The sequence below is a fragment of the Pseudoalteromonas sp. SW0106-04 genome, from assembly GCF_001293805.1.
GTDB lineage: Bacteria > Pseudomonadota > Gammaproteobacteria > Enterobacterales > Alteromonadaceae > Pseudoalteromonas > Pseudoalteromonas ruthenica.
The window spans coordinates 369,041-393,930 of record NZ_BCAI01000002.1 but is presented as its reverse complement, the minus strand read 5'-3'; the positions used below and the strand labels follow the sequence as shown (position 1 = coordinate 393,930).

The following is a 24,890-nucleotide window of genomic DNA, read 5'->3' as shown; positions in this document are numbered from 1 at the left end:
GGCTCTTTTTACTTTGCGGTTAGGCACACAACCCAAGCCGATACCTCTTTTGCCCCAGCCTCTTTTAACTTACGAGCAGCACTGTCTACGGTAGCGCCTGTGGTCATGACATCATCAACGATGGCAATGTGCATACCCTGAACACGCATTCTAACGGTAAAGGCGTTGGCTAAGTTTTTGCGTCGCGAACGCGCGCCCAGCTTAGCTTGTTGCTTTGTGCTCAATGGTCTGGCAAGAGCATTGGCGACAAATAAACCTTGTGGCACCGCCTGCTGCCAAAGCAGCACACATTGATTGAAGCCGCGCCAAACAAGCCGGGGATGAGCTAAAGGGATAGGCACGATACTATCAGGCCATTGCCAATTATCAGCACGGCTAAGAGTATATAAATGCTGCTGTAAAAGCTGTGACACGGCGACCTGGTAGTGCAGCTGATGGGCGTACTTGTATTGCTTTAGCCAAGTACTCACGGGTGGCCGATACCACTGCAAAGCCACTAAGTGATCAACATAGCGCAATGGAAACAGTCGTTGAATATCGGCACGAACTAATAAGTCGGGCTCAGAGAAGGTGCTAAATGTCGCGCAACAGTGTTGACATAACTGTGCTCCCATCGGCAGAGACTGTGAACAAAGCTTGCAGTACTGCGGAAATAGCCAACTGCGCAGGTGTGATAGAGCATCCATTGCATAACCTTTAAATCCCGTTATTATTGCTACATTGCGTGCTTGGGCTCTTAGCCCAGGCAATCCGTTTTAATAGTGGGTGTGGTCGTTAGAAAATGCAAAAACAATTGGTGTTACTGCACGGTTGGGGAATGAATAACAAGGTATGGGAGCTTATTCGCCCAGAACTCAACTTTTTATTTGATGGCGAGGTACGTGCGTTGGACTTGCCAGGATATGGTGAGAGTCAGCAGTTACACACTTATGATTTACCGACTATGAGTGCGGTGCTTGCAGAGCAACTGCAGGACAACAGCGTTATCGTGGGGTGGTCTTTAGGTGGGTTGGTGGCGCTTTACCTTGCCTATTTTTACCCACATAAGGTCAGCAAAGTTATTCTGGTGGCATCCACTCCATTTTTTGCCCAACAAGCCGACTGGCCGGGCATAAAAGCACAAGTTCTAGAAGATTTTAGCTCGCAACTGCTGAACAACAGCGCAAAAACCATCGAACGCTTTTTGGCTATTCAAGCAATGGGTAGTGATACCGCCCGTGCCGATACCAAGCAATTAAAAGCGTTACTTAAGCAAGCACCACCGCCTCAGGCTGAGGCATTGCGCCAAGGCCTGGATATTTTACAACACCATGACTTACGCCACGAGTTTGCCCATATTAAGCAACCAGTGGGTGCTATTTTTGGTCGTTTGGATGCCTTGGTTCCCTACAAAGCTATTGCACAAATGCAGGCGTTGCGGAGCGATTTAGATATCGCCGTGCTTGATAAGGCCTCTCATGCGCCTTTCATATCTCATAAAGATGAATTTTTAGCTACTTTAAAATCAATGCTTTGACCTAAAACCAGCGAGACATAGCCGAAACACCTTTATTTCGTCTACTTTTTGCGCAATAATAACTATAAGTGTAATTGTAATGTAGGTGGGAAAGTTATGCCTGTAGGAGCTATTTTTAATGCTGGTGTAGAAGGCTTTAATCGCGCTCAACAAGATGTTGAGCAAGCGACCGCTAACATTAATCGCGCTACTATTGAGCGCCAAGACCAACAGCAAACTCAGCAGGGTCGTCAACTTCAAGGTGCCAATGCTGATGAAGCGGTAACGGCTCCGGTGTCACAGGCTCCGCGCGTGGATGAGGAGCTGGTGAATCTTAAAGTAGCTGAGTTCAATGCTAAAGCTAACACTGAGTCAATTCGTACTGCCGATGAAGTGTTAGGAACAATTATTGATATTCGTGCATAGACATGAACATAGTCACGCCAACGCCAACTATTAATTTTAATACCGCAAACGTTTACACCGAGAGTGTAAGGCGTGACAACCAGCTGCGTGAAGTGATCCCCGAGCCTAAGCAGCCAGCACAGAGCGCAACCGATAATAAAGCTGCATCAGACGCAGACAAGGCACGTAACCCCGGTCAGAGTAAAGACGCGCAAAGCAGCGAAAAAGAAACAGTTGCCCAGCAGAAAACGATTAACGAGCGCGACAGTGAGGGGGCTGAGGAGCAATCTAGCGAGCAGCAGCAACAGCAGCGCGAGCAGGAACAGCAACAAATCCAAGAGCTTGCAGAGCGTGACCGTGAAGTTCGAACTCACGAACAAGCCCATGCATCGGTAGGGGGTCAATATGCCGGCTCACCGAGCTACGACTATCAACGTGGTCCAGATGGCAAAAATTACGCGGTGGGTGGAGAAGTACAAATAGATGTGGGCGAAGTACCGGGCGACCCACAAGCAACCATCGAGAAGATGCAGCAGGTACGCTCAGCGGCGTTGGCGCCAGCAGAGCCCTCCGGTGCTGATCGAGCCATAGCGAATGAAGCAACGCAAAAGCTGGCCCGGGCTCAGGCTGAGTTGGCTGGGCAACAGCTCAACACCTCTGAAGAAGAGGAAACGCCAATACCGCCAGCATTCGCAACCAATGAGCCTACTCGTCGTTTTGAGCGTGACCAAGAGGTTGAATCAAGAGCCCTGCGTATTGCCGATTTTTATCAGCAAGTCAGTGCGCCGCAAGAGCGCAAGCAATCGGCTTTTATGGCGCAGGTTTAGCGCTACTTTTCCCTTTACTCGTCCCCCCTATACTAAACACATTTCCTATTTCTGCCTGAAATGGTTTATTTAAAAGCAACGGCACCATCATAGCGACTGCTGATGCGTTAGTGAGGGCCAAAAAAACGCAGCGGTTGCTGCGTTTTCTATCTTAAAAAAGCTTACTTCTTAAGTTTGGCGAAGGCCTCAGCGAAAGCATTGCCCATAGCGGCGTTATTCGCTTCTTTAGGCTTGCGCGGTGCGCCTTTACCTTTGTTTGTAGCGCCTTGAGGCTTTCTCGTTTGTTTGCGCTCCGCTTTCGCCGCACCAGCAGCCGGTAGCTCATCGTTTAAGCGCATGGTGAAGCTGATGCGCTTACGCGACACATCCACTTCCATTACTTTTACTTTAACAATATCACCGGCTTTGACCACTTCGCGTGGGTCGCTAATAAACTTGTCGGTTAACGCAGAAATATGAACTAAACCATCTTGATGGACGCCAACATCAACAAAGGCGCCAAAGTTGGCGACATTGGAAACGACTCCCTCAAGCACCATGCCCGGCTTTAAATCGGCTATGGTATCAACACCGGCTTTAAAGGCCGCAGTCTTAAACTCAGGGCGTGGGTCGCGGCCCGGTTTGTGTAGTTCTGCAATAATATCGGTGACCGTAGGCAGGCCAAACTTATCATCGATATATTCTTGTGGATTGACGTCCTTCAATGCTTCTGCATTGGCTATCAGGGCATCAATGGGCTTACCCGTTTTTGCGCAAATGGCCTTTACGACAGGGTAGGCTTCTGGGTGCACCGCTGAAGCGTCCAGAGCATCTTTACCACCGACAATACGCAAGAATCCGGCACTTTGTTCAAAGGCTTTAGGACCTAGGCGCTCTACTTTTTTCAGCTCAGAGCGACTCGCAAAGGCACCATGCTGATCACGGTATTGAACGATGTTCTGCGCCAAGGTTTTATTCAGTCCGGAAACTCTAGTTAATAGGGGCGCAGATGCGGTATTTACGTCAACACCCACGGCATTTACACAGTCTTCAACAACTGAAGTCAGGGTTTGCCCAAGCTGACTTTGTGATACATCGTGCTGGTATTGGCCAACACCGATGGATTTTGGTTCAATTTTTACCAGCTCTGCTAGCGGGTCTTGCAAGCGACGGGCAATAGAAACCGCGCCACGTAATGAGACATCTAAATCCGGAAACTCTTGAGCTGCAAACTCAGACGCAGAATACACCGAGGCGCCCGCTTCACTGACCATCACTTTATTCAGTTTGAGCTCCGGTTGTGCCTTGATCAGTTCAGCGATGAGTTTATCGCTCTCGCGGCTGGCGGTGCCATTACCAATAGCAATTAACTCGACTTTATGTTGACGACACAGTTGCTCAATCGTACGTAGCGATTTATCCCATTGATTTTGTGGGGCATGTGGGAAGATGGTGGCGGTCGCTAAGACTTTGCCGGTGCTATCGACAACGGCCATTTTACACCCGGTACGCAAGCCAGGATCAAGGCCTAAAGTGACTTTCGCGCCTGCTGGCGCAGCCATTAATAAATCTTTTAGGTTCTTGGCAAACACATCTATGGCACCGGTTTCTGCATGCTCACGCATCGCCGCTAAAAACTCATTCTCTAGATGCAGTGATAGCTTCACTTTCCATGTCCACTGCGCCACTTGGGCGAGCCAGGTACTGGCTGCTTTGCCTTCCAGCGGCAAATTGAAATGCTCGGCTATCATCGACACACATAAAGCATGGCCATCAGCACTCTCGGCGTCTGGGTTAATGCTCAGTGCCAGTACGCCCTCGTTGCGCGCACGAAGCATGGCTAAAGCGCGATGAGAGGGAACACTCGCCACACCTTCACTGTGTTCAAAGTAATCTTGGTATTTAGTTCCTGACTGCTCTTGGCCAGCAATGACCTTACTTTCAATATGACCATGTTGCTTAATATGTGCACGCAACTTGGCAAGCAGCTTGGCATCTTCGGCAAAGCGCTCCATCAGAATAGCGCGGGCACCATCTAAAGCTGCCTTATTATCTGCGATTCCTTTATCGGCATCGACATATTCTGAAGCTTGGCTTTGTGGGTCAAGATCAGGGTTCTCGAATAAGGCATCGGCCAAGGGTGCCAGACCCGCTTCGATAGCAATTTGCCCTTTTGTGCGGCGCTTGGGTTTGTAGGGAAGGTAGAGGTCTTCAAGCTCTGTTTTGGTCGTTGCTGCGGCGATGTCGGCTTGCAGTTCGCCAGTGAGCTTATCTTGCTCTGCAATGGTTTTAGTAATGAATTGACGGCGCTCCTCGAGCTCACGCAGGTAACCTAATCGCTGCTCTAGGGTGCGTAATTGAGTATCGTCTAATCCACCAGTAACTTCTTTTCGGTAACGCGCGATAAACGGTACTGTTGCCCCTTCATCAAGCAACTTGGTTGCTGCGATCACCTGTTGCTCTTGCGCTTGCAACTCTTGCGCAAGCAAAGTTGTGAGATTGCCCATTGAAAACCTTTACACTTGTCGCCCTAATACGGGCACATTAATCATAATTGCATTGGATAATATCACAGCCAACAGTGAACAGAAGGGCAAATTTCGCCGTCCCTGGCGAGGTGTTTCACTTTGCAAAGCTTTGTTAATGCGGATGCTCGACGCTGGCTACAACCTCTTGAAAAGATTGTGCGACAGGAGTGATATCTAATGCGATACCTAACTTTCTGGCAATAGCACGGGCGCAGAAAACTCCAGTTACTTGCTCTTTGTCAGTCACTAATAAATAGAAACTGCCACGGTGTTCCATAGTGCTGAGTACATTACCCAAGGTGGTATTACGTGCAGCAAGCATACTGATACAGGGCAGGGTATGCAGCGAACGCATCATGTCATGAACCAGTAGCTCACTAGGGTTGATGCCCATTTGTGCGGCTTGAGTCGTGACTCGCGCGCTCTGTAATTCGACGCTAGAAGTAACGCCTAGCACGTTATTCTGTTCATCGACCACTAACAGTGCGTTGGTGGGAGTAGCGCTGGCAAGTTTTCTTGCAGCGTTTAAAGGGGTGTTAGCCAAAATGCGAATAGGCGCTTGGGCTGTAAAATCTTGCAGTAATGTCATGGCATTACTGTTGGTGTTTAACGCCTCTGGAACAACTTGGGGAGCAGTAAATTGGCTCGCACTTGTTACATAATGAGTACGTAAGGTTTTAAAATCAGTCATGATCTTCTCCAAATAATTGTTAATAAAAAACAGCTTATTTAAAGAAAATGGGAGGCGCTCGTTGTTGTGGGCGTAAGTTACATAGTGCACCTTTACCTAGCTCGGCGTGAGCCGCTCTAAGTGCTAAGGATTGGTATGTATTTGCTGAAAGTGAAGCAGCGGTAAAGTCAAAATCTTTCTCGCTGTCTTTATCTTGAGCTGGGCTTGAGGTAGCTTCTAACTCGAGGGCGACACTCGGCTGATCAGTAACGCTACAAAATTGCGTGTGAGCATTGGCAACTCCCCAGCTGTTAAGCACAAGTAGGCTGAGTACCAATAATATTATGTGTTTTACACTGTATTTGTGCATCACTATACTCGCCTAAAAATACCGCTACATTTAACTATGTAATGCAGACTGTGAATTAAAACTGAACAAAAAGCAATGAAAACGAAATTAATTACACGCCGTGGATACCAGCAGTTGCAACGAGAGTTAGACCACTTATGGCGCACCGAGCGCCCAGAAGTAACGAAGAAAGTCGCTTGGGCGGCGAGCTTAGGTGATCGCTCGGAAAATGCCGATTATCAGTATAATAAAAAGCGTCTGAGGGAAATAGACAGGCGCGTGCGCTATTTGCGTAAGCGCTTAGAAGACCTTCAAGTTGTTGATTACAGCCCTCAGCAAGAAGGAAAAGTATTTTTTGGCGCCTATGTCGAAGTGGAAGATGAACAAGGCGAAGTGTTACGCTTTCAAATTGTCGGTCCAGATGAAATTTATGATAGCAAAACTGTCATCTCAATCGATGCACCAATGGCGCGAGCGTTGTTAAAAAAGCAGGTTGATGATGAGGCCTGGGTATCTACCCCGACAGGGCGCAAACTTTGGTACATCAATGACATTCACTATCGCAGTGACGATAGTTAGGCCGACAACAAATGTAACAATCTAATTGGTGTTGTACATTTCCCCTGCCCGCTATTTCGAATATAGTTAATGGAGGAAAAACAACGAAAAGAAAAATAATGGGACAGGAAACAACAAAAATCCTCGTTGTCGATGATGACATGCGCTTACGCAGCCTTTTGGAGCGCTATCTAGTTGAGCAAGGGTTTATCGTACGCAGCGCCGCCAATGCCGAACAAATGGATAAGCTATTAGAACGAGAAAACTTTCATTTGATGGTTTTAGATTTAATGTTGCCCGGCGAAGATGGCCTTTCAATTTGTCGTCGTTTGCGACAAAAAGAAAATGAAATTCCTATCGTGATGTTGACCGCTAAGGGTGACGAGGTTGATCGTATTATTGGCCTCGAATTAGGTGCTGACGATTACATTCCTAAACCGTTTAACCCACGCGAACTATTGGCTCGAGTGAAGGCTATTTTGCGTCGTCGCGCTAAAGAAGTGCCGGGTGCGCCTTCATCAGAAGAAAACTTAGTTAAGTTTGGTGACTTTGCGCTAAATCTGGCAACGCGAGAAATGACTCAAGGGGATGAGGTTATTTCACTGACCAGTGGCGAGTTCGCGGTACTGAAAGCTCTTGTTTCACACCCACGTGAACCACTGAGCCGCGATAAGCTTATGAACTTGGCTAGGGGCCGTGATTACAGCGCTTTGGAGCGCAGTATAGATGTGCAAGTATCACGTTTAAGACGGATGATCGAAGCCGATGCCGCTAACCCTCGTTATATTCAAACAGTATGGGGGCTGGGCTATGTATTTGTGCCCGACGGCAACAAGTAAATGAGCTTATTTCCCAAAAGCGCATTTGGGCAAACGGTATTTTTAGTTGGTGCTTTGCTACTTATAAACCAAGTGGTGTCCTATGTTGCGGTGAGCTTCTATGTGGTCAAGCCGACCATAGAGCAAGTGAATATCATGCTCGCAAAGCAGGTGAAAACGGTATTCATTGGTGTCGATGATGGCGTCGAAGTCAGTGATGAAGTGTCGAAACGCTTCTTAGAAGAAACAGGAATCGAGTTACTCACCCAGCGCGAGGCTTACATTAACGGGCTAGGGCAAGCTCGTGAATATTCAATGCTCTCCAACATTATGTCGGAACAGCTTAATGGCTCGGCCCGTGTGCGTATTAGTCAAACTAATCCATTGGTGTATTGGATAGAACCGCCGCAGGCTCCAGGATACTGGGTGCGGGTGCCATTATCTGGCTTCACCGAAGCCAATATTGAGTTTTTAACCTTTTACCTAACCAGTATTGGCTTTCTCAGTGTGCTGGGAGGGTGGTTATTTGCGCGGCACCTAAACCGCCCTCTCAAAGCACTCCAAGAAGCGGCGATGAAGGTGAGTAAAGGCGACTTTAGCACCGTTGTTGATGAGCAAGGTTCGACTGAAATGGTTGAGGTAACGCGAGCCTTCAATCAGATGTCGCGTAGCATTGCTGCGCTAGAGCAAGATCGGCGCTTGTTAATGGCTGGGGTATCACATGACTTGCGAACGCCGTTGACCCGTATTCGCTTAGCCACTGAAATGATGTCTGATGATGAGGACTATCTGCGCGAAGGTATTATTCACGATATAGAAGATATGAACGCAATCATTGATCAGTTCATTGAATATCTACGCCACCATGACAAAGGGGATAACCAACCTGAAGATCTCAACGCTTTGGTTGAAGAGGTGGTCCATGCTGAGCAACAGCATGGCCGAGATATCACACTCACTTTGAACCCCAGCCTTCCCAATGTGCCGATAAGTTGTGTGGCAATCAAGCGTGTACTCACCAATATGATAGAGAATGCCTTGCGCTATTCTGATGACAGCATAGAGGTGAATACTCACTTTTGTGCGCGCAAGAAATACGTCTGTGTCAGTGTGTTAGACAAAGGGCCTGGCATCCCTGAATCTGAGCTGGAGAAGGTGTTCGCGCCTTTTACCCAAGGTGATCAGGCACGAGGCAGTGAAGGCAGCGGTTTAGGGCTGGCGATTATTAAGCGTATCGTTACTATGCACAATGGCAAGGTTGAGCTCAAGAACCGTGAACAGGGCGGCTTGTGTGCAACTATATACTTACCAATAAAAACGCCAGCGTAATGCTGGCGTGGGATTGAATTCTCAGCGCAATGGCTAAGTATAAACAGCAGCCCTTAGCTTTGCGGGCCGGCTTGTTTAATCGCATCAGAAACATCGTATTTAGCGAAGTTCTGATTAAAATCGTCTGCGAGTTTCTTCGCGTATTCGTTGTATTTGTCTTTATCAGCCCAGGTGTTGATAGGGTTCAGTACCTCAGTGTCGACACCAGGTACAGCCACCGGCACGTCTAGGTTTAATACATCGATATGTTGGGTCTCTACATCGGCTAAGTTGCCTGACACAATCGCATCAACTACAGCACGCGTGGTTGGGATATCAAAACGCTTACCAATACCGTAAGGACCGCCTGTCCAACCAGTGTTAACCAAGTATACTTTAGCGCCGAACTCACGCACGCGCTTCATTAATAGTTCCGCATAAACACCCGCTGGGCGAGGGAAGAATGGCGCGCCGAAACAGGTTGAGAAAGTAGATTCAATATCAGACGTTGAGCCAATTTCTGTTGAGCCTACTTTAGCGGTGTAGCCACTTAAGAAGTGGTATGCTGCAGCTTCTTCACTTAATACTGATACTGGTGGTAATACACCGCTCACATCACAAGTTAAAAACACCACGGCTTTTGGTTCGCCGGCGCGATTTTCTTCTTTGCGCTTGGCAATGTGCTCTAGTGGGTAAGCGGCACGGGTATTTTGCGTCAAGCTAGCATCGCTGTAATCAGGCGTACGGGTGTCGTCTAGTACCACGTTCTCTAAAATAGTACCAAAGCGAATAGCATCCCAAATAACCGGTTCGTTCTTTTGCGATAAGTCGATACATTTGGCGTAACAACCGCCTTCAATATTGAAGACGCTACCAGGAGCCCAACCGTGCTCATCATCGCCAATCAAGAAACGACTAGGGTCGGCAGACAGGGTGGTTTTCCCTGTGCCTGAAAGGCCAAAGAACAAGGCGGTATCGCCATTCTCACCCACGTTTGCAGAGCAGTGCATAGGTAGAACACCTTTCCCTGGCAGTAAGAAGTTCTGCACTGAGAACATCGACTTCTTCATTTCACCAGCATAGTGCATACCAGCAAGTAACACTTTTCGCTCGGCAAAGTTGATGATCACAGTGCCATCACTATTAGTGCCATCGCGCTCTGGGTCGCATACGAATGAAGGTACATTCAAAATCTGCCATTGCGGTAAATTCGCGGCATTGAACTGCTTTGGCTCAATGAACATATTTTTCGCGAACACGTGGTGCCATGCAGTTTCTGTAGTAACAACAATAGGTAAATAATGCTCTGGATCGGCGCCTACTTCTAAGTGAGAGACAAAGTGATCGTTTTCAGCAACGTGGTTTTCCACACGTTCCCACAACGCATTAAATTTATCGGCATCGAATGGGCGGTTAACATTGCCCCACTGAATATCATTTTCAGTGCTTGCTTCTTTTACGATAAAGCGATCTTGAGGAGAGCGACCAGTGCGACGGCCTGTTTTAGCAACAAATGCACCGTTAGCGGCTAGAGTACCTTCGCCGCGACGAACTGCCTGCTCGATCAGTTCTGCGGTTGTAAGATCAACAAAACGAGTAGCGCTTGAAGTCATTTTTTTACCTAAAATTGTGAGAGGTTGAACGGGTTAATCTAAAGCTGTGTGAGAGTGCTTTATGGATTTTATAGTAACAGAAGGTTTGTTTGTATACGAGCGGTGAAAGCCCTAAAAATGGCGGTTTTATATGAAAAAACATGAATAATTTCAGTGATACCGGTGTCATAAAAAAGCAAAATTTCATGATACCGGTGTCATTATTTTAAACAAAAAAGCTCGAGTTTTTCGTACTCGAGCTTTTTAAATGAATGAATGCTTAATTAATTGAAGATTGCTTTAATTTGCTCTTCGTTAAAGCGGTATTCACTGAGGCAATAATGGCAGTTAATAACAATTTCGCCATTCGCCTGTACGTCGGCAAGTAATTCATCTTTGCCGACATTAACGAGTGCATCGATGGTTTTCTCGCGACTACAGGTACATTTAAACTGCACTGGCTGTGGCTCGAACAGTTTAGGGTTGTCTTCATGGTACAAGCGAGTCAATACGGTGTGTGCATCTAAATTTAATAACTCGTCTTCGGTTACTGTATCGCTGAGCGTCTCTAAATGACTAAAATCAGCAGTCGCTTTGTCTTGGTTGACGGGAAGCACTTGCAGGAAAAGGCCCGCTGCACGTTCTTGACCAGGGCTTATATCCGTGGCGAACCACATCCGTGTTTTTAGTTGCTCAGATTGGGCAAAATATTGTTCCACGCATTTAGCTAAGCTGTCATGCTCAAGCGGCACAATCCCTTGATAGCGTTCGCCTTTGACTGGGGTGATAGTAATAATCATATGACCTTTACCCATCAGCGCCAGTAACCCATCTCCTTTTACTTCACCTTGCATGCGAGCGACACCGCGTAGGTTTTGCTCATGATCGCCGTTGATGGCTGCAAACTTTACTGGTCCATCACCTTGGATTTGCACATTAATATGGCCTTGAAACTTGAGTGTCGCAGTCAACAACGAAGTGGTTACGAATAGCTCACCCAAGAGCTTTTTTACGGCGTCAGGGTAGTCGCGGTCTTTGATCACTTGCGCGAAAGCATCGCTTACTTGAACGAGCTCACCACGAACATCGTGTTGCTCAAAAATATAACGGTGTAATAAATCGTTTTGCATGAGTTTCTCTATTTGGCTTTCATCTTAATCAGTTCACGGCGCTGCTTTTTGTCCGGTTTCTGATTAGGGTGTGGCGCAAAGAAGGCATTGTTTTTACGCGCAATGGCGTTTTCTTCGCGTTTTAACTTACTTTGCTCGGTTTCTTCGTAGCAGGTCAGAGCAATGGGGGCACCCACACGCTTTTCAAGTAGTTTAAGCACTTTAATATGTTTTTCATCGAAGCCTTGAGCAAGGCGTATACTCGCTCCCACTTCGACCTGACGACTAGGCTTGCAACGTTGACCGTTATAGTGGACCTTGCCCCCTTGCACCATTTCTCGTGCTATGGCGCGAGTTTTGTAGAGGCGCACGGCCCATAACCATTTGTCTAAGCGCACAGATTCGCTGTGTTCGTTCGCTGCTGACTTGCTCACTTTACCTCGGTACTATTTTCTCTAAGTTAAGGGCGAAATTTAGCACAACACAACGACCAAAAAAAGCACAGAACGCTGTCATATTGCTGTCTTGCGCGGAGGTTATACTAGGCTACATGTTTTTACATTAATGCTACATGGTGTGCTTGTTGTCACTCAGTGATAGATGTACTATGTGACGTTAACGACTACAATAATAATAGTATAGAGTTTTGGATTCAGCCCAACTACAACAATGGCTTAAGCAGCTCCCACAGAGAAAAATCGTGGCCACTATCGTGCTGGTTGCGGTGTTGTATTGTGGTTATCTAGCCGCTGGGTTGCTTTGGCTGGTATGGCCACAACCGCAAGCAAGCACGGTGATGCCACCTGTGAGCCAAGCAAACAAAGGTGCAGAGCGAGCAAATATTGCCGCCATCCGTTCAGTTAATTTGTTCGGTGATGCCGCCGCTGTCGAGCAAGCTGAACCTAAACAGGAAGTTATCAGCGACGCCCCTGAAACACGTCTAAGCATAAACCTAACCGGCGTGGTAGCAGCTACCAACGACAAAACCGCCGGGCTCGCCATTATTGAATCCCAAGGGCGCCAAGAGACCTACGGTATTGATGATGTTATCAAAGGAACACGCGCTAAACTGGCAAAAGTACTTCCTGACCGAGCTATTTTGGATGTCGGTGGGCGCTTTGAAACACTGATGCTTGACGGCTTGAGCTTCACTAAAACCGTATCTATGCCTGTGCCAGCAAGTCGGCCACAAGCTGATAACGCTCCCAAAGCGAGTGCCGGTAAGGCGAAAACCATCAATGCCACAGCCAGTGCCGAGGCCAAGCAAGCTCTACAGCAAACACGCAAACAAATTCTTGCCGACCCAGGAAAGTTATCGGAGTATCTACGCATCACTCCGGCACGTAACCAAGGTCGTCTACAAGGGTATAAATTAAGCCCAGGAAAAGATCCGGCCCTATTTAAACAAATGGGCCTTGAAAATAATGACATCGCCATTGCTATAAATGGTTATCAGCTAACCGATATGAAACAAGCCATGGCAGCATTGCAAGAGCTGCGCAATAGCACCGACGCATCTATTACCGTGAACCGCAACGGGCAACTGTTCGATGTGCAATTTAGCCTGCAATAATCACACGTTTGGAGTAAGAACAATGGGCGCGAAATTTCGCACAAAAATAATAAAAGGGCTTGCCAAGTATGGCGCGCTACTTTTCGCCGCTGGGGTAAGTTTAAATCTGTACGCAGTCGAATATGCGGCAAACTTTAAGGGCACAGATATCAACGAGTTTATCAATATCGTTGGTAAAAACCTTAACAAGACGGTGATCATTGACCCCAATGTACGTGGCAAAATTAATGTGCGTAGCTACGAGCTCATGGATGAACAGCTGTACTATCAATTCTTCCTCAACGTTCTCGAAGTACACGGCTATGCTGCTGTCGAAATGCCAAGTGGTATCATTAAAGTAGAGAAAAGCTCAGACGCGAAAAAGTCTAATGTGCCAGTCATCGGTGAAGATGACGGCATGGGCGGTGATATGCTGGTAACTCGGGTTGTGCGAGTGAAAAATGTAACCGTCCAAGAGTTGGGTCCACTGATCCGTCAGTTTAGTGACCAAAAAGATGGCGGCCATGTTACCAACTTTAACCCTTCTAACGTCATGATGCTGACCGGTCATGCCGAGTCGGTAAACCGCCTAGTGGAAATTATTCGCTTGGTTGACCAAGCCGGTGATAAACGTGTTGATATTGTGCGTCTGAAACACGCCACGGCCTCTGATGTGGTGTCTGTTGTCGATAATATTTTTAAAGACAATGGCAAAGGCAGCGTCCCCGACTTTTTGATCCCTCGGGTCGTTGCAGATGAGCGTACCAACAGTGTGATTGTCAGTGGTGAAGGGCAGGCCCGCACGCGCGCCATTGAATTAGTCAAGCGCTTAGATAACGAGCTAGAGACAACCGGGAATACCAAAGTATTTTACCTTAATTACGCTAAATCAGATGAGCTGGTTAAGGTATTACAGGGGGTTAGTAAGTCTTTAAAAGAAGAGCAGCAAGGCAATGGTAATGCTGCGCGCACCACACGTCGCGGCAGTGATGACATCAGCATTGAAGCGCACGAAGCGTCAAACTCATTGGTGATTACCGCCCAACCCGACATGATGCGCTCACTTGAAAAAGTGATTGAACGACTAGATATTCGCCGTGCGCAAGTCTTGGTAGAAGCCATTATTGTTGAGGTTTCTGAAGGCGATGGCGTTAACTTTGGTTTGCAATGGATCACCGAACAAGGAGGCATGTTGCAGTTTAACAACGGCACCACCGTGCCCGTTGGCTCACTGGCAGTGGCAGCAGAGCAAGCTCGTGATAAAACCATTACTGACAATGTTGTTGGCTCAGAAAGTGGTGTGGTAACTCCGATTAGCCGTACCGAAGAAGGCGACCTTGGTCCTCTCGCTAGTTTACTAGGTGGAATCAATGGCTTAGCCATGGGTATCGTTAAGAATGACTGGGGCGCGATAGTCCAAGCCGTTTCTAACGACACGAATTCGAATATCTTGGCGACTCCTTCGATTACTACGATGGATAATGAAGAAGCGTCGATGATTGTTGGTCAAGAAGTGCCCATTATTACTGGCTCGTCGACCGGCAGTAACAATGAAAATCCATTCCAGACTGTTGATCGTCAGGAAGTGGGTGTGAAGCTTAAAGTAACACCGCAAATAAACGATGGCTCGGCAGTACAGCTAACCATTGAACAAGAAGTATCGAATGTCGCGGGTTCAACGGCGGTGGATATTTCCATTAACAAACGTGCCATTACCACCACAGTGCTAGCCGACGATGGTGGTATGGTTGTGCTCGGTGGCCTCATCGATGAAGACGTCCAAGAAAGTGTCTCTAAAGTACCGTTACTTGGTGATATTCCTGTGCTCGGCCACTTATTTAAATCCACCAGTACGTCAAAGCGTAAACGCAATCTTATCGTCTTTATTCGCCCCACAATTTTACGCGATATTGAGAGCATGAACCGTCTGAGCCACAGTAAATATAAATTTATCCGTGGTGAGCAGCTCAAACAAAGCGATGACGGTATCGATTTGATGCCAACTGAGCAAGTGCCATTACTCCCTGAGTGGAATGACGCGCTTGTATTGCCGCCTACCTATGAAGAGTATTTGAAAGAGCAAAATAAGGCTGAGCGAGACAATGACTGAGCAAATCGCCGCCCAAAGCAGCGCTGAGGTGCCCGTCACTGACGAAGCGCTGATGGAGGTATCAGAAACTGTTGCCACAGCGCCGCTGCGACTGCCATTTGCCTTTGCGCGCCGCTTTCAAGTGCTATTAGTGGAGCATGATGAGACGTTACTGCTTTACCATAGCCATGATTTAGAGCCTCAGGTTATGTTGGAGGTGCGCCGCTTCGCAGGCCGAGGGTTTAGCGTAGAGCGGTTGCCGGAAGACAAATTCGAACTCGTCCTTGAGGCGGCCTATCAACGCGATAGTTCGGAAACCCAGCAGCTAATGGAAGATATCGGCAATGAGGCCGATTTATTCTCTCTCGCCGAGGAGCTGCCGCAAACCGAAGACTTGCTCGCTGCTGACGATGATGCGCCGATTATCAAGCTGATTAACGCCATGTTGGGCGAGGCTATCAAAGAGGGTGCATCGGATATCCATATCGAAACCTTCGAGCAAGAGCTTGTGATTCGTTTTCGCGTCGATGGCGTGCTCAAAGAAGTGCTCAAGCCTAATCGCAAGCTAGCTTCGCTGCTCGTATCGCGTATTAAAGTTATGGCTAAACTGGATATTGCTGAAAAGCGTGTTCCTCAAGATGGTCGTATCAGCCTACGCATTGCTGGGCGCGCGGTTGACGTGCGGGTGTCAACGATGCCATCAAGCTTTGGTGAGCGGGTGGTGCTGCGTCTACTTGATAAAAACAATGCCCGCCTTGATTTACAAGACCTGGGAATGACACGACGCAACCAAGAACTGTTTGCGGAGCTCATTCGTAAACCCCATGGCATTATTCTCGTAACCGGCCCAACAGGTTCGGGTAAAAGTACCACCCTGTATGCCGGAATGACGGCCATCAATAGCCGAGACCGCAATATCCTCACTGTTGAAGACCCTGTTGAGTACGAGATCCCCGGTATCGGCCAAACTCAGGTCAATCCGAAAGTGGATATGACGTTTGCGCGTGGTCTGCGAGCTATTTTGCGTCAAGATCCAGATGTGGTGATGGTGGGTGAAATCCGTGATTTAGAAACCGCGCAAATTGGTGTTCAGGCGTCACTGACCGGTCACTTAGTACTGTCAACTTTGCACACTAACACCGCAGCCGGGGCGATCACCCGTATGGAAGATATGGGGGTAGAACCTTTCTTATTGTCCTCGTCGCTGTTAGGAGTCTTGTCTCAACGTTTAGTGCGCACCTTGTGTAATAATTGTAAGCAGGCCCATGAAGCTGATGAAAGTGAATGCCAGCTATTGGGTGTGCCCGCTGAAAACCCACCCACTATCTATCGCGCCCAAGGCTGTGAAGAATGTAACTATAACGGTTATAAAGGGCGTACCGGTATTCATGAGTTATTAGTGGTGGACGACCATATTCGTGAGCTGATTCATAACGGCCATGGTGAGCAAATGGTTGAGAAATATGTGCGTCAGCACAGCCCAAGTATTCGCCAAGATGGCTGCTCTAGAGTTCTTGCTGGGAAAACGACTTTGGAAGAAGTGTTACGGGTTACCCGTGAGGAGCAATAGTGGCAGCATTTGAATATCGCGCGTTAGATGGGCGAGGCAAAGAAAAAAAAGGCCTTTTAGAGGCCGATACGGCAAAGCAAATACGTCAGCAATTGCGTGACAAAGGACTGATGCCTGTTGCCGTGGAATTAGCTGCTTCTCAAGAAAAGGCCAATGCTGCCAATAAAGGCTTATTAGGCAACGTATTTAAAGCGAAAATATCGACGTCAGATCTTGCCCTTATTACCCGTCAGCTTGCCACCCTTATTCAATCCGCATTGCCAGTTGAAGCTGCGGTCATGGCCGTGGCCGAGCAATGCGAGAAGCCGCGCTTGAAGAAAATGTTGATGGCGGTACGCTCGAAAGTGGTGGAGGGTTACACCCTAGCCGATGGCCTCGCGGAGTTTCCTCACGTGTTTGATAATCTGTATCGGGCGATGGTCTCAGCAGGTGAAAAATCAGGGCATCTAGACCAGGTTTTAAACCGCTTAGCTGATTACACCGAGCAACGTCAACACATGCGCTCACAGATTACCCAGGCCATGGTATACCCTATCATTTTGGTGATTTTTGCCGTGGCCATTGTTTCTATTCTTCTTGGAACTGTGGTGCCCAAGATATTGAAAACGTTTGAAAAGTCAAAGCAAGCATTACCTTGGACCACCGAGTGGGTGATGGCTGCCAGCCACTTCGTGCAAAACTATTGGTTTGTGTGCATCGCAGTATTTGTGTTGCTCACAGTCGGTATTAAGCAAGCGCTGAAAAAGCCCAATATTCGCTTTTGGTATGACAGCAAGCTGCTGACCTTACCCGGTATCGGCAAAGTGAGTCGGGGCTTAAATACTGCGCGTTTTGCTCGTACCCTAAGCATTCTTTCTTCCAGTGCTGTGCCGCTGCTTGAGGGTATGAAAATTTCAGGTCATGTGCTTGCTAACGAGAAGATTAAAGCGGCCGTTGCCGAGGCGGCTACTCGAGTTAGTGAAGGGGCTAGCCTTCGTGCGGCGCTTGAGCAAACTAAGCTTTTCCCGCCGATGATGCTACATATGATAGCCAGTGGTGAGAAGTCAGGCGAGTTAGAGCAAATGTTAGAGCGCGCCGCCGATAACCAAGATCGTGAGTTTGAGACCATGGTCAATGTGTCACTTAAACTTTTGGAACCCGCGATGATAGCAACCATGGCTATTATCGTGTTATTTATCGTAATGGCCATATTGCAACCGATTATGGCGATGAACAAGGCCATTGGCTTATAAGCTAAGGCGCAGATGGATTTAAGCAATTAGAGGTAATGACAGTGAGAAAGCAATCTGGTTTTTCATTATTAGAAGTGATGGTAGTTCTGGTCATTATTGGCATGATCATGTCAATTGTGGCACCCAACATTATGGGGCAACAGGAAGAGGCCGCATTAGACAAAGCAAAGCTAGATATTCAACAGCTTGAAGATGCATTGAGCCTGTATAAATTAAAAAATAAGACCTACCCAACCACGGAGCAAGGTCTTGAAGCTTTGGTGACCAAAACAAGTATTGAACCGGTGCCAAAACGTTTCCCTGATGGTGGTTTCATAGAGAGCTTACCAGAAGATCCATGGGGTAATCCGTATCAGCTTATTTACCCCGGAGAAGTCGGTAAGATTGACGTATTTTCAATGGGTCCGGACGGTGAAGCGGGTACTGAGGACGATATTGGTAACTGGGACGAAGAAGAGCGTTAATTTGTATGGCAGTTGCTCGTCATCGTGGCTTTAGTTTAATCGAGATTTTAGTGGTTTTAGCGATCATCGCTTTTACCGCTAATCTCGTGGTATACAGCATCGATGACTCACATGAGGATGAGCTCGAGCAACACGCCCTCGCGCTGCAAACCAGTATTAATTATGCCTCTGAGTACGCCATTTTAAATCAGCGTCAATTAGGGCTGTATGTTGCCGATAATGGCTATGAGTTTTTAACCTATGCTGAGCAGGAATGGCGGCCATTGGAAGATGCCGAAGGAGTACTGAAAGGCAAGCAATTTGAACCGCCTTTTGAGTTGACCCTGAATCAAGAAGATTTGCCATGGGCGCAAGATAGCCTGCTCAATGCCGTCGACTGGCAGCAGCTTTTAGGGGTCGATGAAGAGGACTTCCTTGAGCTGGAAAAAATGAAGATCCCGCAGGTGATGATCCTTTCCTCCGGAGAGGTCAGTCCGTTTGAGCTGGCGTTGGCCGTGGATAGCCGTGAAGAAGAGCTTATGCCCTACACCATTACCGGTGAGTTTATGGCTCCCGTTGCACTTGATAGAGAGCAGTGGCCATGAATCGAGGCAGGGGTTGGCGGTATCAGGGCTTTACGTTGTTGGAAGTGATGGTGGCCTTGAGTATATGCGCCATGGCTGGCATCGCAGCGATGCAAATCAGCGGCGAGCATATTAATCACTTAAGTACCATCGAAGAGCAAACCTATGCGTCTTGGGTGGCAGAAAACCAGTTAGTTGAAATTCGTGCTCAAGGTGACAAGTGGGCTGCTAAAAATAACCATAAAGGCAAAGTCGAGTTGGCTGGACAAACCTGGTATTGGCAGCAAAAAGTCACGCGCACGGCGGACAGTAGCTTTGTAAAAGTGGATATCGAGGTGTACACCGATGAGCAATACGAGCAGTTTGCTTACACCCTATCCACCTATATCGATAAAGAGGCCAAAAGCAATGGCCGGCGCTAATGGCAGTCACAATGCGAGCGAAGGCGGCTTTACCTTAGTCGAGGTGTTGGTCGCGTTGGCTGTGATGGTGTTTATTATCGGCGCAACCCATCAGATTTTGGATGTAACCACACGCACCAAGGAAGCGTCAGAGCAAACCTTGGATGAGCTCTCACGGCTACAAAACGTATTTCGCATGCTAGAGCAAGACTTTAGTCAGATCACTAAACGCAAAGTGCGTAACGAGGCGGGTGATACGCAAGAGCAATTCCTGATGCACGAACGTTATTTATTCGATAGCGAGTTTGATGGTATTGGCTTTGTGCGCAGCGGCTGGACGAACCCCGGCTACCTATTGCCGCGCAGTGAATTGCAAGCTGTGGCATACCGGGTACAAGATGAGCGGCTAGAGCGGCTATATCGACTCTATGTCGATCAGTTAGATAGTACAGAGCCACGTGTGCAAGTGCTGTTGGAGGGGGTGCAAGAGCTCACCTTTGAATTTTATGATAGTAAAGGGGAGCAGCCATGGCAGCCACAGTGGCAACAAGAGGGATTACCCAAAGCGGTGTCTATTGAGCTGACGCTAAAAGACCGGGAGCCAATTAAACGTTTGTTTTTACTTGCAGGGCAAGGCAAGGAGGCAAAAAGTGGCGAAAAGTAAACAGTCAGCTCGTGGTGCAGCGCTGGTTATTGTGTTGTTTATTGTCGCCTTGGCGACGACGATAGCGGCGCAAATGAGCATCAATTTAATGGTGCAAGTGCAAAAGTCTACGAATTTAGACGATTTCCGCCAGGCGAAATGGTATGCCTATGCAGCGGAAGCGCTGGCACAAAAAGTGTTGCGGGAAAGTATTGAAAAAGAGCCCGATAAAATGCATTTACAACAACCTTGGGCACTCGCCGCTGACACCCCTTATCCGGTGGAAAACGGCACCATTAGTGGTGCGATAAGGGACTTACAAACGTGTTTAAACTTAAATGCCTTGCGCGCTGAGCCCAGTGCTGCTGAAGGTGGCTTTGTAAAATCAAATCCTGCGCACAAGGCGCTGCTAGCCTTGCTCAAAGAAGTTGAGGAGTTGCCTGCGCAAGAGTCGGAAGAGGCCATGGCTGACAGTGTCTTTGATTGGCTTGATGAAGACAGTATTACCATGCGTTCAGGTGCTGAAGAAGATGAGTATTTGTCACGTGATGTGCCTTACTTAACCGCCAATAACTTCTTCGCCGATATTTCAGAGCTGCGTTTAGTGAAGGGCTTTAACCCCTTAGTCATGCAGAAAATAGCGCCCTATGTGTGCGTTATTCCTGATGACGAGCTGTTTTCTATTAACGTCAATACCATTACTGAAGATCAGGCGCTGTTATTGGCAGCAATGGTCAATGGTCTCAGTGAGTCAGGTGCGCAGGCGGTGATTGCCGCTCGTCCCGACGAAGGATTCGATGAGCTCAATGAGTTCACCACAGAAGTAAAAAAACAAGGCGGACAGGATGTGAAGGCAGATGATGAGCGTTTTGTGTTGAAAAGTGAGTACTTTCAATTACAAACCACCGCTACCTTCGTTGATTTCGAGTTTACTATGACGTCATTACTACAAGCAGATAAAAACAACGTAACTATTTTGGCGCGAAAATTTGGAGGCGTGCAGTGAGAGAGTCCTTACTGATCCACGTGGGCGAGCGCCCCGATCAGCCCATACATTGGCTGGTCTATAACCGCAGTGAAAATGAAATTATTGGCAGTGGTCAACTACATGATGCCAATGAATTAGAGCAGCTAGCAACGAAAGCACATAACCGTGAGTGCACCTTAGTGTTACCCAGTGCTCAGGTGCAATGTCACCGCGTGCAATTGCCGACTAAGTGGAGCCGCAAGCTAGAGCAAGCGCTTCCTTATATGATTGAGGAGCAGGTTGCCGTTGATGTCGACAGCTTGTTTATCGCTCACGGCCAGGCGCACAGTGATGGCGAGCAGCACTTCATTCAGGTTGCTTTGGTGAATCGTCAATGGTTGCAAAATTGGCTCTCAGTATTGAGCGATGCGCAATTGCTTGTTGAGCATATTCACACTGACGCCCTGTTATTACCAGAGCCTCAGCCACAGCGAGCTACAGCGATGGCTGTCAATGAGCATAGCTTTTTGGTGCGCTATGGAGCGTGGCATGGCGCACAGCTAGAGCCACAGTGGGCCGAAGCCTTTTTAAGTGCCGTTGGCGTACAAACCTTAGACTTGTATAGCCCGTTGCCTGGTTATCACAGTGAGCAGATAGCCACCGAAGTACATGAAGAGAAGTTTGAGTTACCTTTGGCGATGTTCGCCACAGCCTCGTCGCCAATCGATCTTCGCCAAGGCGAATTTGCTTATAAAAAGCAAAGCTATGGCTGGTTAAAAACTTGGCGCCCGGCGATGGTGGCAGCAGCGGTGACCTTGGTCTTTATGCTTGGGGTTAAGGGCGCGCAGCTTTATCACTATAGTAGCCAAGCTGAAGCAACCAAGGCTCAGGTGATCAGCACTTATGAACGTGCTTTCCCAGGCACTAAAGTGCGTCCTCATTTATTACGGAGCCAGATTAACGGTGCTTTGAAAGAAAGTGGCCAAGGTCCGAGCGCTCAATTTTTATTATTACTACAAGATTTTGCCGATGTGGTGCAACAAAGCAAACAGTTTGTGCCGCAAACATTACGCTTTGACCAACGTCGCAATGAACTGCGCGTAGGGGCCCGAGGACAAGATTTCCAAAGTTTTGGACAGGTAAAAGCCAAACTCGAGCAGCGCGGTTTAGATGTTGAACAAGGCTCACTCAATAACGATGGTGAAAGTGTCATCGGCGAGTTAAGAATAAGGGGAGCACAATGAGCGCACTCACTAATTATTGGCAGTCCTTAAAGCCGCAAGAGCAGCGCTTACTCTTAATTGCTGGTGCGGTATTTGTGGTGTTCTTCTTTGTCATGGTGGTGTATCGGCCGTTGAATAATGCCATTGAAGACGCCAAGCAAGACCAGTTAAAACAACAAGAGTTGCTGCAATTTGTGCAGCAAAGTGTGGTCAAGCTCAAAGCAAAAGGCGCCGTTGCCAACACCAGTGGCAAAAATGTGACGCAAATCGTCAACCGCACCCGGGGCCGATATCAAATTGCGATCAGCCGTATGCAGCCAAGCGGTGATGGCTTACGGGTAAACATTGATAGTGTACCGTTCAACCAGTTGTTAGCTTGGCTTGACGAGTTGGTGAACAATCACGGCGTTAGCATCGCCAATATTGAACTGTCGCAAGACCAAAAGCCTGGGCATGTGCGCGTTAGCCGCATTGTATTGGAGTAACTATGTCTGTGAAGAAAGCATTCGCTCTGGGAAGCTTATTTTTACTATCTTTTATTATCTTTGCTGTGGCTTTATTTCCCGCCTCTATCGCGCTTAATTTGGCGGCTAAGCAATTGCCGCCAGGATTACAGCTAGGGCCAGCAAGCGGTACCATCTGGCAAGGACAAATAAATGGTGTGCGCTATCAAGGTCAATACCTGAGCAAAGCGCAGTGGCAAGTGAATGCCTGGGCTTTACTAACAGGTAAAGCGCAAGTGGATGTCACCTTAGGGAATAAACGTAACCCTGAAGAGCTCTCTGCGGGTGGGGTGATTAATTATGGGCTGTTTGAGAAGGACTTAACGGTTACTGACGCTAATGCCCGTGTTCGTATGGAGCAGGCATTGGCACAAGTACAACTGCCTATTCCCACCCAAGCGCGGGGGCGGATTTTTGTTGATATTGCCCACTATCAATTGGGTCAGCCGCACTGCCAAGTTCTCGCTGGCGAAATTAGCTCACCAGATATCACCGTGAAAGGGCGTAATGGCTGGTTCAGTATTGGTGAATTAGAAGGACAGTTAGCCTGTAAAAACGGCGGTATTAGCGTGAAAGTTGATAAAGAGAATCGCCTTGGGCTGCAAGTTGATGCGGGCCTTAACGAGCGTAGTCAACTTACAGCAAGTGGTTTTGTAAAGCCGGATGCGAGTCTACCTAAGGATGTGCATGATGCTGTACAGTTCCTTGGCAACCAAACCAGTGATGGGCGTTATAGGATCAACTTCTAATGACCGACAGTGTGCAGCAACAACTGCAAAAATACTTGGATGAACATGACCATGCAATGGACTTTGTGCAGCTGCAAGGCTACTTGTTTGCCCTTGTGTGCGCCCCTCAGCCTATCGAGCCAGAGCAATGGTTGGTCGATGTGTTGGGCGAGCAAGCAGCGAAGAGCGATGAGAGCGTATTATTTGCGTTAATGAATGCGCAGCAACAGGTGAGCGATCAAGTTTATAGTGAGGGGTTCAACCTGCGTAAGGTTGTGCAATTGCGTCAGCCTTGGCAGCATAACTTTGCCAATGATGCACCTATACTTCTGTGGAGCCAAGGGTTTGCGATTGGTGTTAGCTATTATATTGAGCCGTTGCTAACGGCGCAGGCGGTGGATGACGATAGTCGCGAGATGTTGCTACAAGCGGTGACCGTACTGAGTTTGTTCAGTGAGCAACAAGCATTTTGCGCACAAGCGGCACAAAGTGGGCAGAGCGAGCAACAGTTTGCCGAAGTCTTGTTCGATATGATGGCCGACTTTAGCCTCGGCTTTGCTGAGCTGATTGAGCTTGTCGCAGTGCAAAGTGGCTTGTTTGATGATGAGCAAGAATGGGACGGCTAGGATAGCTGTAATAGCACGTCGGTACAGCCCTTTTCGCACCGTGCGCTCGCATAGCCCGGCTCACCCAGAGCTAGGATGACTTTTCCATGGCAGTGCTCGCAGCGCACCTCTTGACCTTTAGACAGTCGCTGTAGCAATTTTTTTTGCTGCACAAACGACTGGCTTTGCTTTTTGGTCAGTGACGAGAAATCCATAACTTAGTGGGTGCTGGCGATGACCGAGCAGCTTTGGCGCAAAGCATCACCAAACAGATATTCATTAAGCTCGCGATTTAAACAGTATTTACGCTCCCATGCGTACATGCCATTGACGGTATTCAAAGCAGAGGCTAGGTGTTGATCCTGTTTGTCTGTCAAGCGTACTTGTTGGCGAATTTGCTCTAGGGCTCGTTTGGCTTTGACTTCTTTGTTCACTTTACTGGCCGCGCTCAAATCGGACATGGTCTGATTAAACAGCTTGTCCCGGGGGCCTTTTACTATCGGGTGGTCTATGGTGAAAAAAGCCAACACCAAAAAAATAATAACCAATAACTTCTTCATAACTAAACCTTGATCTAGGTAACTGCGAGCGCAGCCCTAGTTTAGTAAACTCTGTGTTTTAAAAGCAAGCAAAAGCCATCATATATGCCTGCAAAGGCATCATTTTTGTCGCTAAATTGATATACTTGCACTCTAAGCAGTTAAACTAACTG

The 24,890-nt window shown here is 47.9% G+C and carries 27 protein-coding genes; 19 read left to right on the top strand and 8 right to left on the bottom strand.

Annotated elements, in window-relative coordinates:
* Nucleotides 1-8: 8 nt before the first annotated feature.
* Nucleotides 9-686, bottom strand: a complete 678-nt coding sequence (locus tag W04_RS04505; RefSeq protein WP_053909928.1) for a ComF family protein — start codon at nt 684-686, stop codon at nt 9-11.
* A 95-nt stretch (nt 687-781) separates the two neighbouring features.
* On the opposite strand from W04_RS04505, the gene bioH reads away from it, so the two are divergent.
* The 3 genes from bioH to W04_RS04490 all read left to right on the top strand — a co-directional run bounded on the left by bioH (nt 782) and on the right by W04_RS04490 (nt 2,727).
* Nucleotides 782-1,516 carry a pimeloyl-ACP methyl ester esterase BioH gene (gene bioH / locus W04_RS04500; RefSeq protein ID WP_053909925.1) on the top strand — a complete coding sequence of 245 codons (735 nt, stop codon included), beginning with the start codon at nt 782-784 and terminating at the stop codon, nt 1,514-1,516.
* A 96-nt stretch (nt 1,517-1,612) separates the two neighbouring features.
* Nucleotides 1,613-1,921, top strand: a complete 309-nt coding sequence (locus W04_RS04495) for a hypothetical protein (protein WP_022943722.1) — start codon at nt 1,613-1,615, stop codon at nt 1,919-1,921.
* 2 nt (nt 1,922-1,923) lie between these two features.
* Nucleotides 1,924-2,727 carry a putative metalloprotease CJM1_0395 family protein gene (locus W04_RS04490; RefSeq protein ID WP_053909923.1) on the top strand — a complete coding sequence of 268 codons (804 nt, stop codon included), beginning with the start codon at nt 1,924-1,926 and terminating at the stop codon, nt 2,725-2,727.
* Between the two features lie 161 nt (nt 2,728-2,888).
* On the opposite strand, the gene W04_RS04485 is transcribed toward W04_RS04490, so the two are convergent.
* From W04_RS04485 to W04_RS04475, 3 genes are all read right to left on the bottom strand, one after another.
* Nucleotides 2,889-5,213, bottom strand: a complete 2,325-nt coding sequence (locus W04_RS04485) for a Tex family protein (RefSeq protein WP_053909921.1) — start codon at nt 5,211-5,213, stop codon at nt 2,889-2,891.
* Nucleotides 5,214-5,346: 133 nt separating this feature from the next.
* A complete protein-coding gene (locus tag W04_RS04480) occupies nt 5,347-5,925 on the bottom strand; it encodes a hypothetical protein (RefSeq protein ID WP_053909920.1) in 579 nt (192 codons plus the stop codon).
* Between the two features lie 34 nt (nt 5,926-5,959).
* Entirely contained in the window at nt 5,960-6,274 is a 315-nt protein-coding gene (locus W04_RS04475) for a hypothetical protein (protein WP_053909919.1), read from the bottom strand.
* 75 nt (nt 6,275-6,349) lie between these two features.
* Here W04_RS04475 and greB point away from each other — a divergent pair, with 75 nt between their 5' ends.
* The 3 genes from greB (at nt 6,350) to envZ (ending at nt 8,958) form a co-directional block, all read left to right on the top strand.
* Nucleotides 6,350-6,832, top strand: a complete 483-nt coding sequence (gene greB / locus W04_RS04470; RefSeq protein WP_022943727.1) for a transcription elongation factor GreB — start codon at nt 6,350-6,352, stop codon at nt 6,830-6,832.
* Nucleotides 6,833-6,930: 98 nt separating this feature from the next.
* Entirely contained in the window at nt 6,931-7,650 is a 720-nt protein-coding gene (gene ompR / locus W04_RS04465) for a two-component system response regulator OmpR (RefSeq protein WP_022943728.1), read from the top strand.
* Nucleotides 7,651-8,958: a two-component system sensor histidine kinase EnvZ gene (gene envZ, locus W04_RS04460; protein WP_022943729.1), complete on the top strand. Its 1,308-nt coding sequence runs from the start codon at nt 7,651-7,653 to the stop codon at nt 8,956-8,958. It abuts the gene before it with no gap.
* A 53-nt stretch (nt 8,959-9,011) separates the two neighbouring features.
* On the opposite strand, the gene W04_RS04455 is transcribed toward envZ, so the two are convergent.
* From W04_RS04455 to hslR, 3 genes are all read right to left on the bottom strand, one after another.
* On the bottom strand, nt 9,012-10,550 hold the full coding sequence (locus tag W04_RS04455) for a phosphoenolpyruvate carboxykinase (protein WP_022943730.1): 1,539 nt from the start codon (nt 10,548-10,550) through the stop codon (nt 9,012-9,014).
* Nucleotides 10,551-10,813: 263 nt separating this feature from the next.
* Nucleotides 10,814-11,659, bottom strand: coding sequence for an Hsp33 family molecular chaperone HslO (gene hslO / locus W04_RS04450; RefSeq protein WP_045979096.1), 846 nt, complete (start codon nt 11,657-11,659; stop codon nt 10,814-10,816).
* An 8-nt stretch (nt 11,660-11,667) separates the two neighbouring features.
* Nucleotides 11,668-12,072, bottom strand: a complete 405-nt coding sequence (hslR, locus tag W04_RS04445; protein ID WP_022943732.1) for a ribosome-associated heat shock protein Hsp15 — start codon at nt 12,070-12,072, stop codon at nt 11,668-11,670.
* A gap of 212 nt (nt 12,073-12,284) precedes the next feature.
* Between hslR and gspC the strand changes: the two genes are divergently transcribed.
* The 13 genes from gspC to W04_RS04380 are packed head-to-tail and all read left to right on the top strand — an operon-like array spanning nt 12,285 to nt 24,199.
* Nucleotides 12,285-13,211 (top strand): type II secretion system protein GspC, encoded by a 927-nt coding sequence (gene gspC, locus W04_RS04440; protein WP_053909918.1) that lies wholly within the window; start codon nt 12,285-12,287, stop codon nt 13,209-13,211.
* 22 nt (nt 13,212-13,233) lie between these two features.
* Nucleotides 13,234-15,300 (top strand): type II secretion system secretin GspD, encoded by a 2,067-nt coding sequence (gspD, locus tag W04_RS04435; RefSeq protein ID WP_082342123.1) that lies wholly within the window; start codon nt 13,234-13,236, stop codon nt 15,298-15,300.
* A gap of 52 nt (nt 15,301-15,352) precedes the next feature.
* Complete coding sequence (gene gspE / locus W04_RS04430) at nt 15,353-16,849, top strand: type II secretion system ATPase GspE (RefSeq protein WP_231658024.1); 1,497 nt, start codon at nt 15,353-15,355, stop codon at nt 16,847-16,849.
* Nucleotides 16,849-18,081, top strand: coding sequence for a type II secretion system inner membrane protein GspF (gene gspF / locus W04_RS04425; RefSeq protein WP_022943736.1), 1,233 nt, complete (start codon nt 16,849-16,851; stop codon nt 18,079-18,081). The genes gspE and gspF overlap by 1 nt, the downstream gene beginning before the upstream one ends.
* Nucleotides 18,082-18,122: 41 nt before the next feature.
* Nucleotides 18,123-18,545, top strand: a complete 423-nt coding sequence (gspG, locus tag W04_RS04420) for a type II secretion system major pseudopilin GspG (RefSeq protein WP_053909995.1) — start codon at nt 18,123-18,125, stop codon at nt 18,543-18,545.
* A gap of 5 nt (nt 18,546-18,550) precedes the next feature.
* Complete coding sequence (gene gspH / locus W04_RS04415) at nt 18,551-19,129, top strand: type II secretion system minor pseudopilin GspH (protein WP_022943738.1); 579 nt, start codon at nt 18,551-18,553, stop codon at nt 19,127-19,129.
* A complete protein-coding gene (gene gspI, locus W04_RS04410) occupies nt 19,126-19,530 on the top strand; it encodes a type II secretion system minor pseudopilin GspI (protein ID WP_022943739.1) in 405 nt (134 codons plus the stop codon). Before gspH ends, gspI begins: the two co-directional genes overlap by 4 nt.
* Nucleotides 19,517-20,173 (top strand): type II secretion system minor pseudopilin GspJ, encoded by a 657-nt coding sequence (gene gspJ, locus W04_RS04405; protein ID WP_053909916.1) that lies wholly within the window; start codon nt 19,517-19,519, stop codon nt 20,171-20,173. Before gspI ends, gspJ begins: the two co-directional genes overlap by 14 nt.
* Nucleotides 20,160-21,158, top strand: coding sequence for a type II secretion system minor pseudopilin GspK (gene gspK, locus W04_RS04400; RefSeq protein WP_022943741.1), 999 nt, complete (start codon nt 20,160-20,162; stop codon nt 21,156-21,158). The genes gspJ and gspK overlap by 14 nt, the downstream gene beginning before the upstream one ends.
* On the top strand, nt 21,155-22,363 hold the full coding sequence (gspL, locus tag W04_RS04395; protein ID WP_053909915.1) for a type II secretion system protein GspL: 1,209 nt from the start codon (nt 21,155-21,157) through the stop codon (nt 22,361-22,363). Before gspK ends, gspL begins: the two co-directional genes overlap by 4 nt.
* Complete coding sequence (gene gspM / locus W04_RS04390; protein WP_022943743.1) at nt 22,360-22,827, top strand: type II secretion system protein GspM; 468 nt, start codon at nt 22,360-22,362, stop codon at nt 22,825-22,827. Before gspL ends, gspM begins: the two co-directional genes overlap by 4 nt.
* A 2-nt stretch (nt 22,828-22,829) precedes the next feature.
* Entirely contained in the window at nt 22,830-23,594 is a 765-nt protein-coding gene (locus W04_RS04385; protein WP_053909914.1) for a type II secretion system protein N, read from the top strand.
* Nucleotides 23,594-24,199 (top strand): UPF0149 family protein, encoded by a 606-nt coding sequence (locus W04_RS04380; protein ID WP_022943745.1) that lies wholly within the window; start codon nt 23,594-23,596, stop codon nt 24,197-24,199. Before W04_RS04385 ends, W04_RS04380 begins: the two co-directional genes overlap by 1 nt.
* Before the next feature lie 197 nt (nt 24,200-24,396).
* Here W04_RS04380 and W04_RS04370 read toward each other — a convergent pair whose 3' ends face one another.
* A complete protein-coding gene (locus W04_RS04370) occupies nt 24,397-24,738 on the bottom strand; it encodes a hypothetical protein (protein ID WP_022943747.1) in 342 nt (113 codons plus the stop codon).
* Nucleotides 24,739-24,890: the final 152 nt, after the last annotated feature.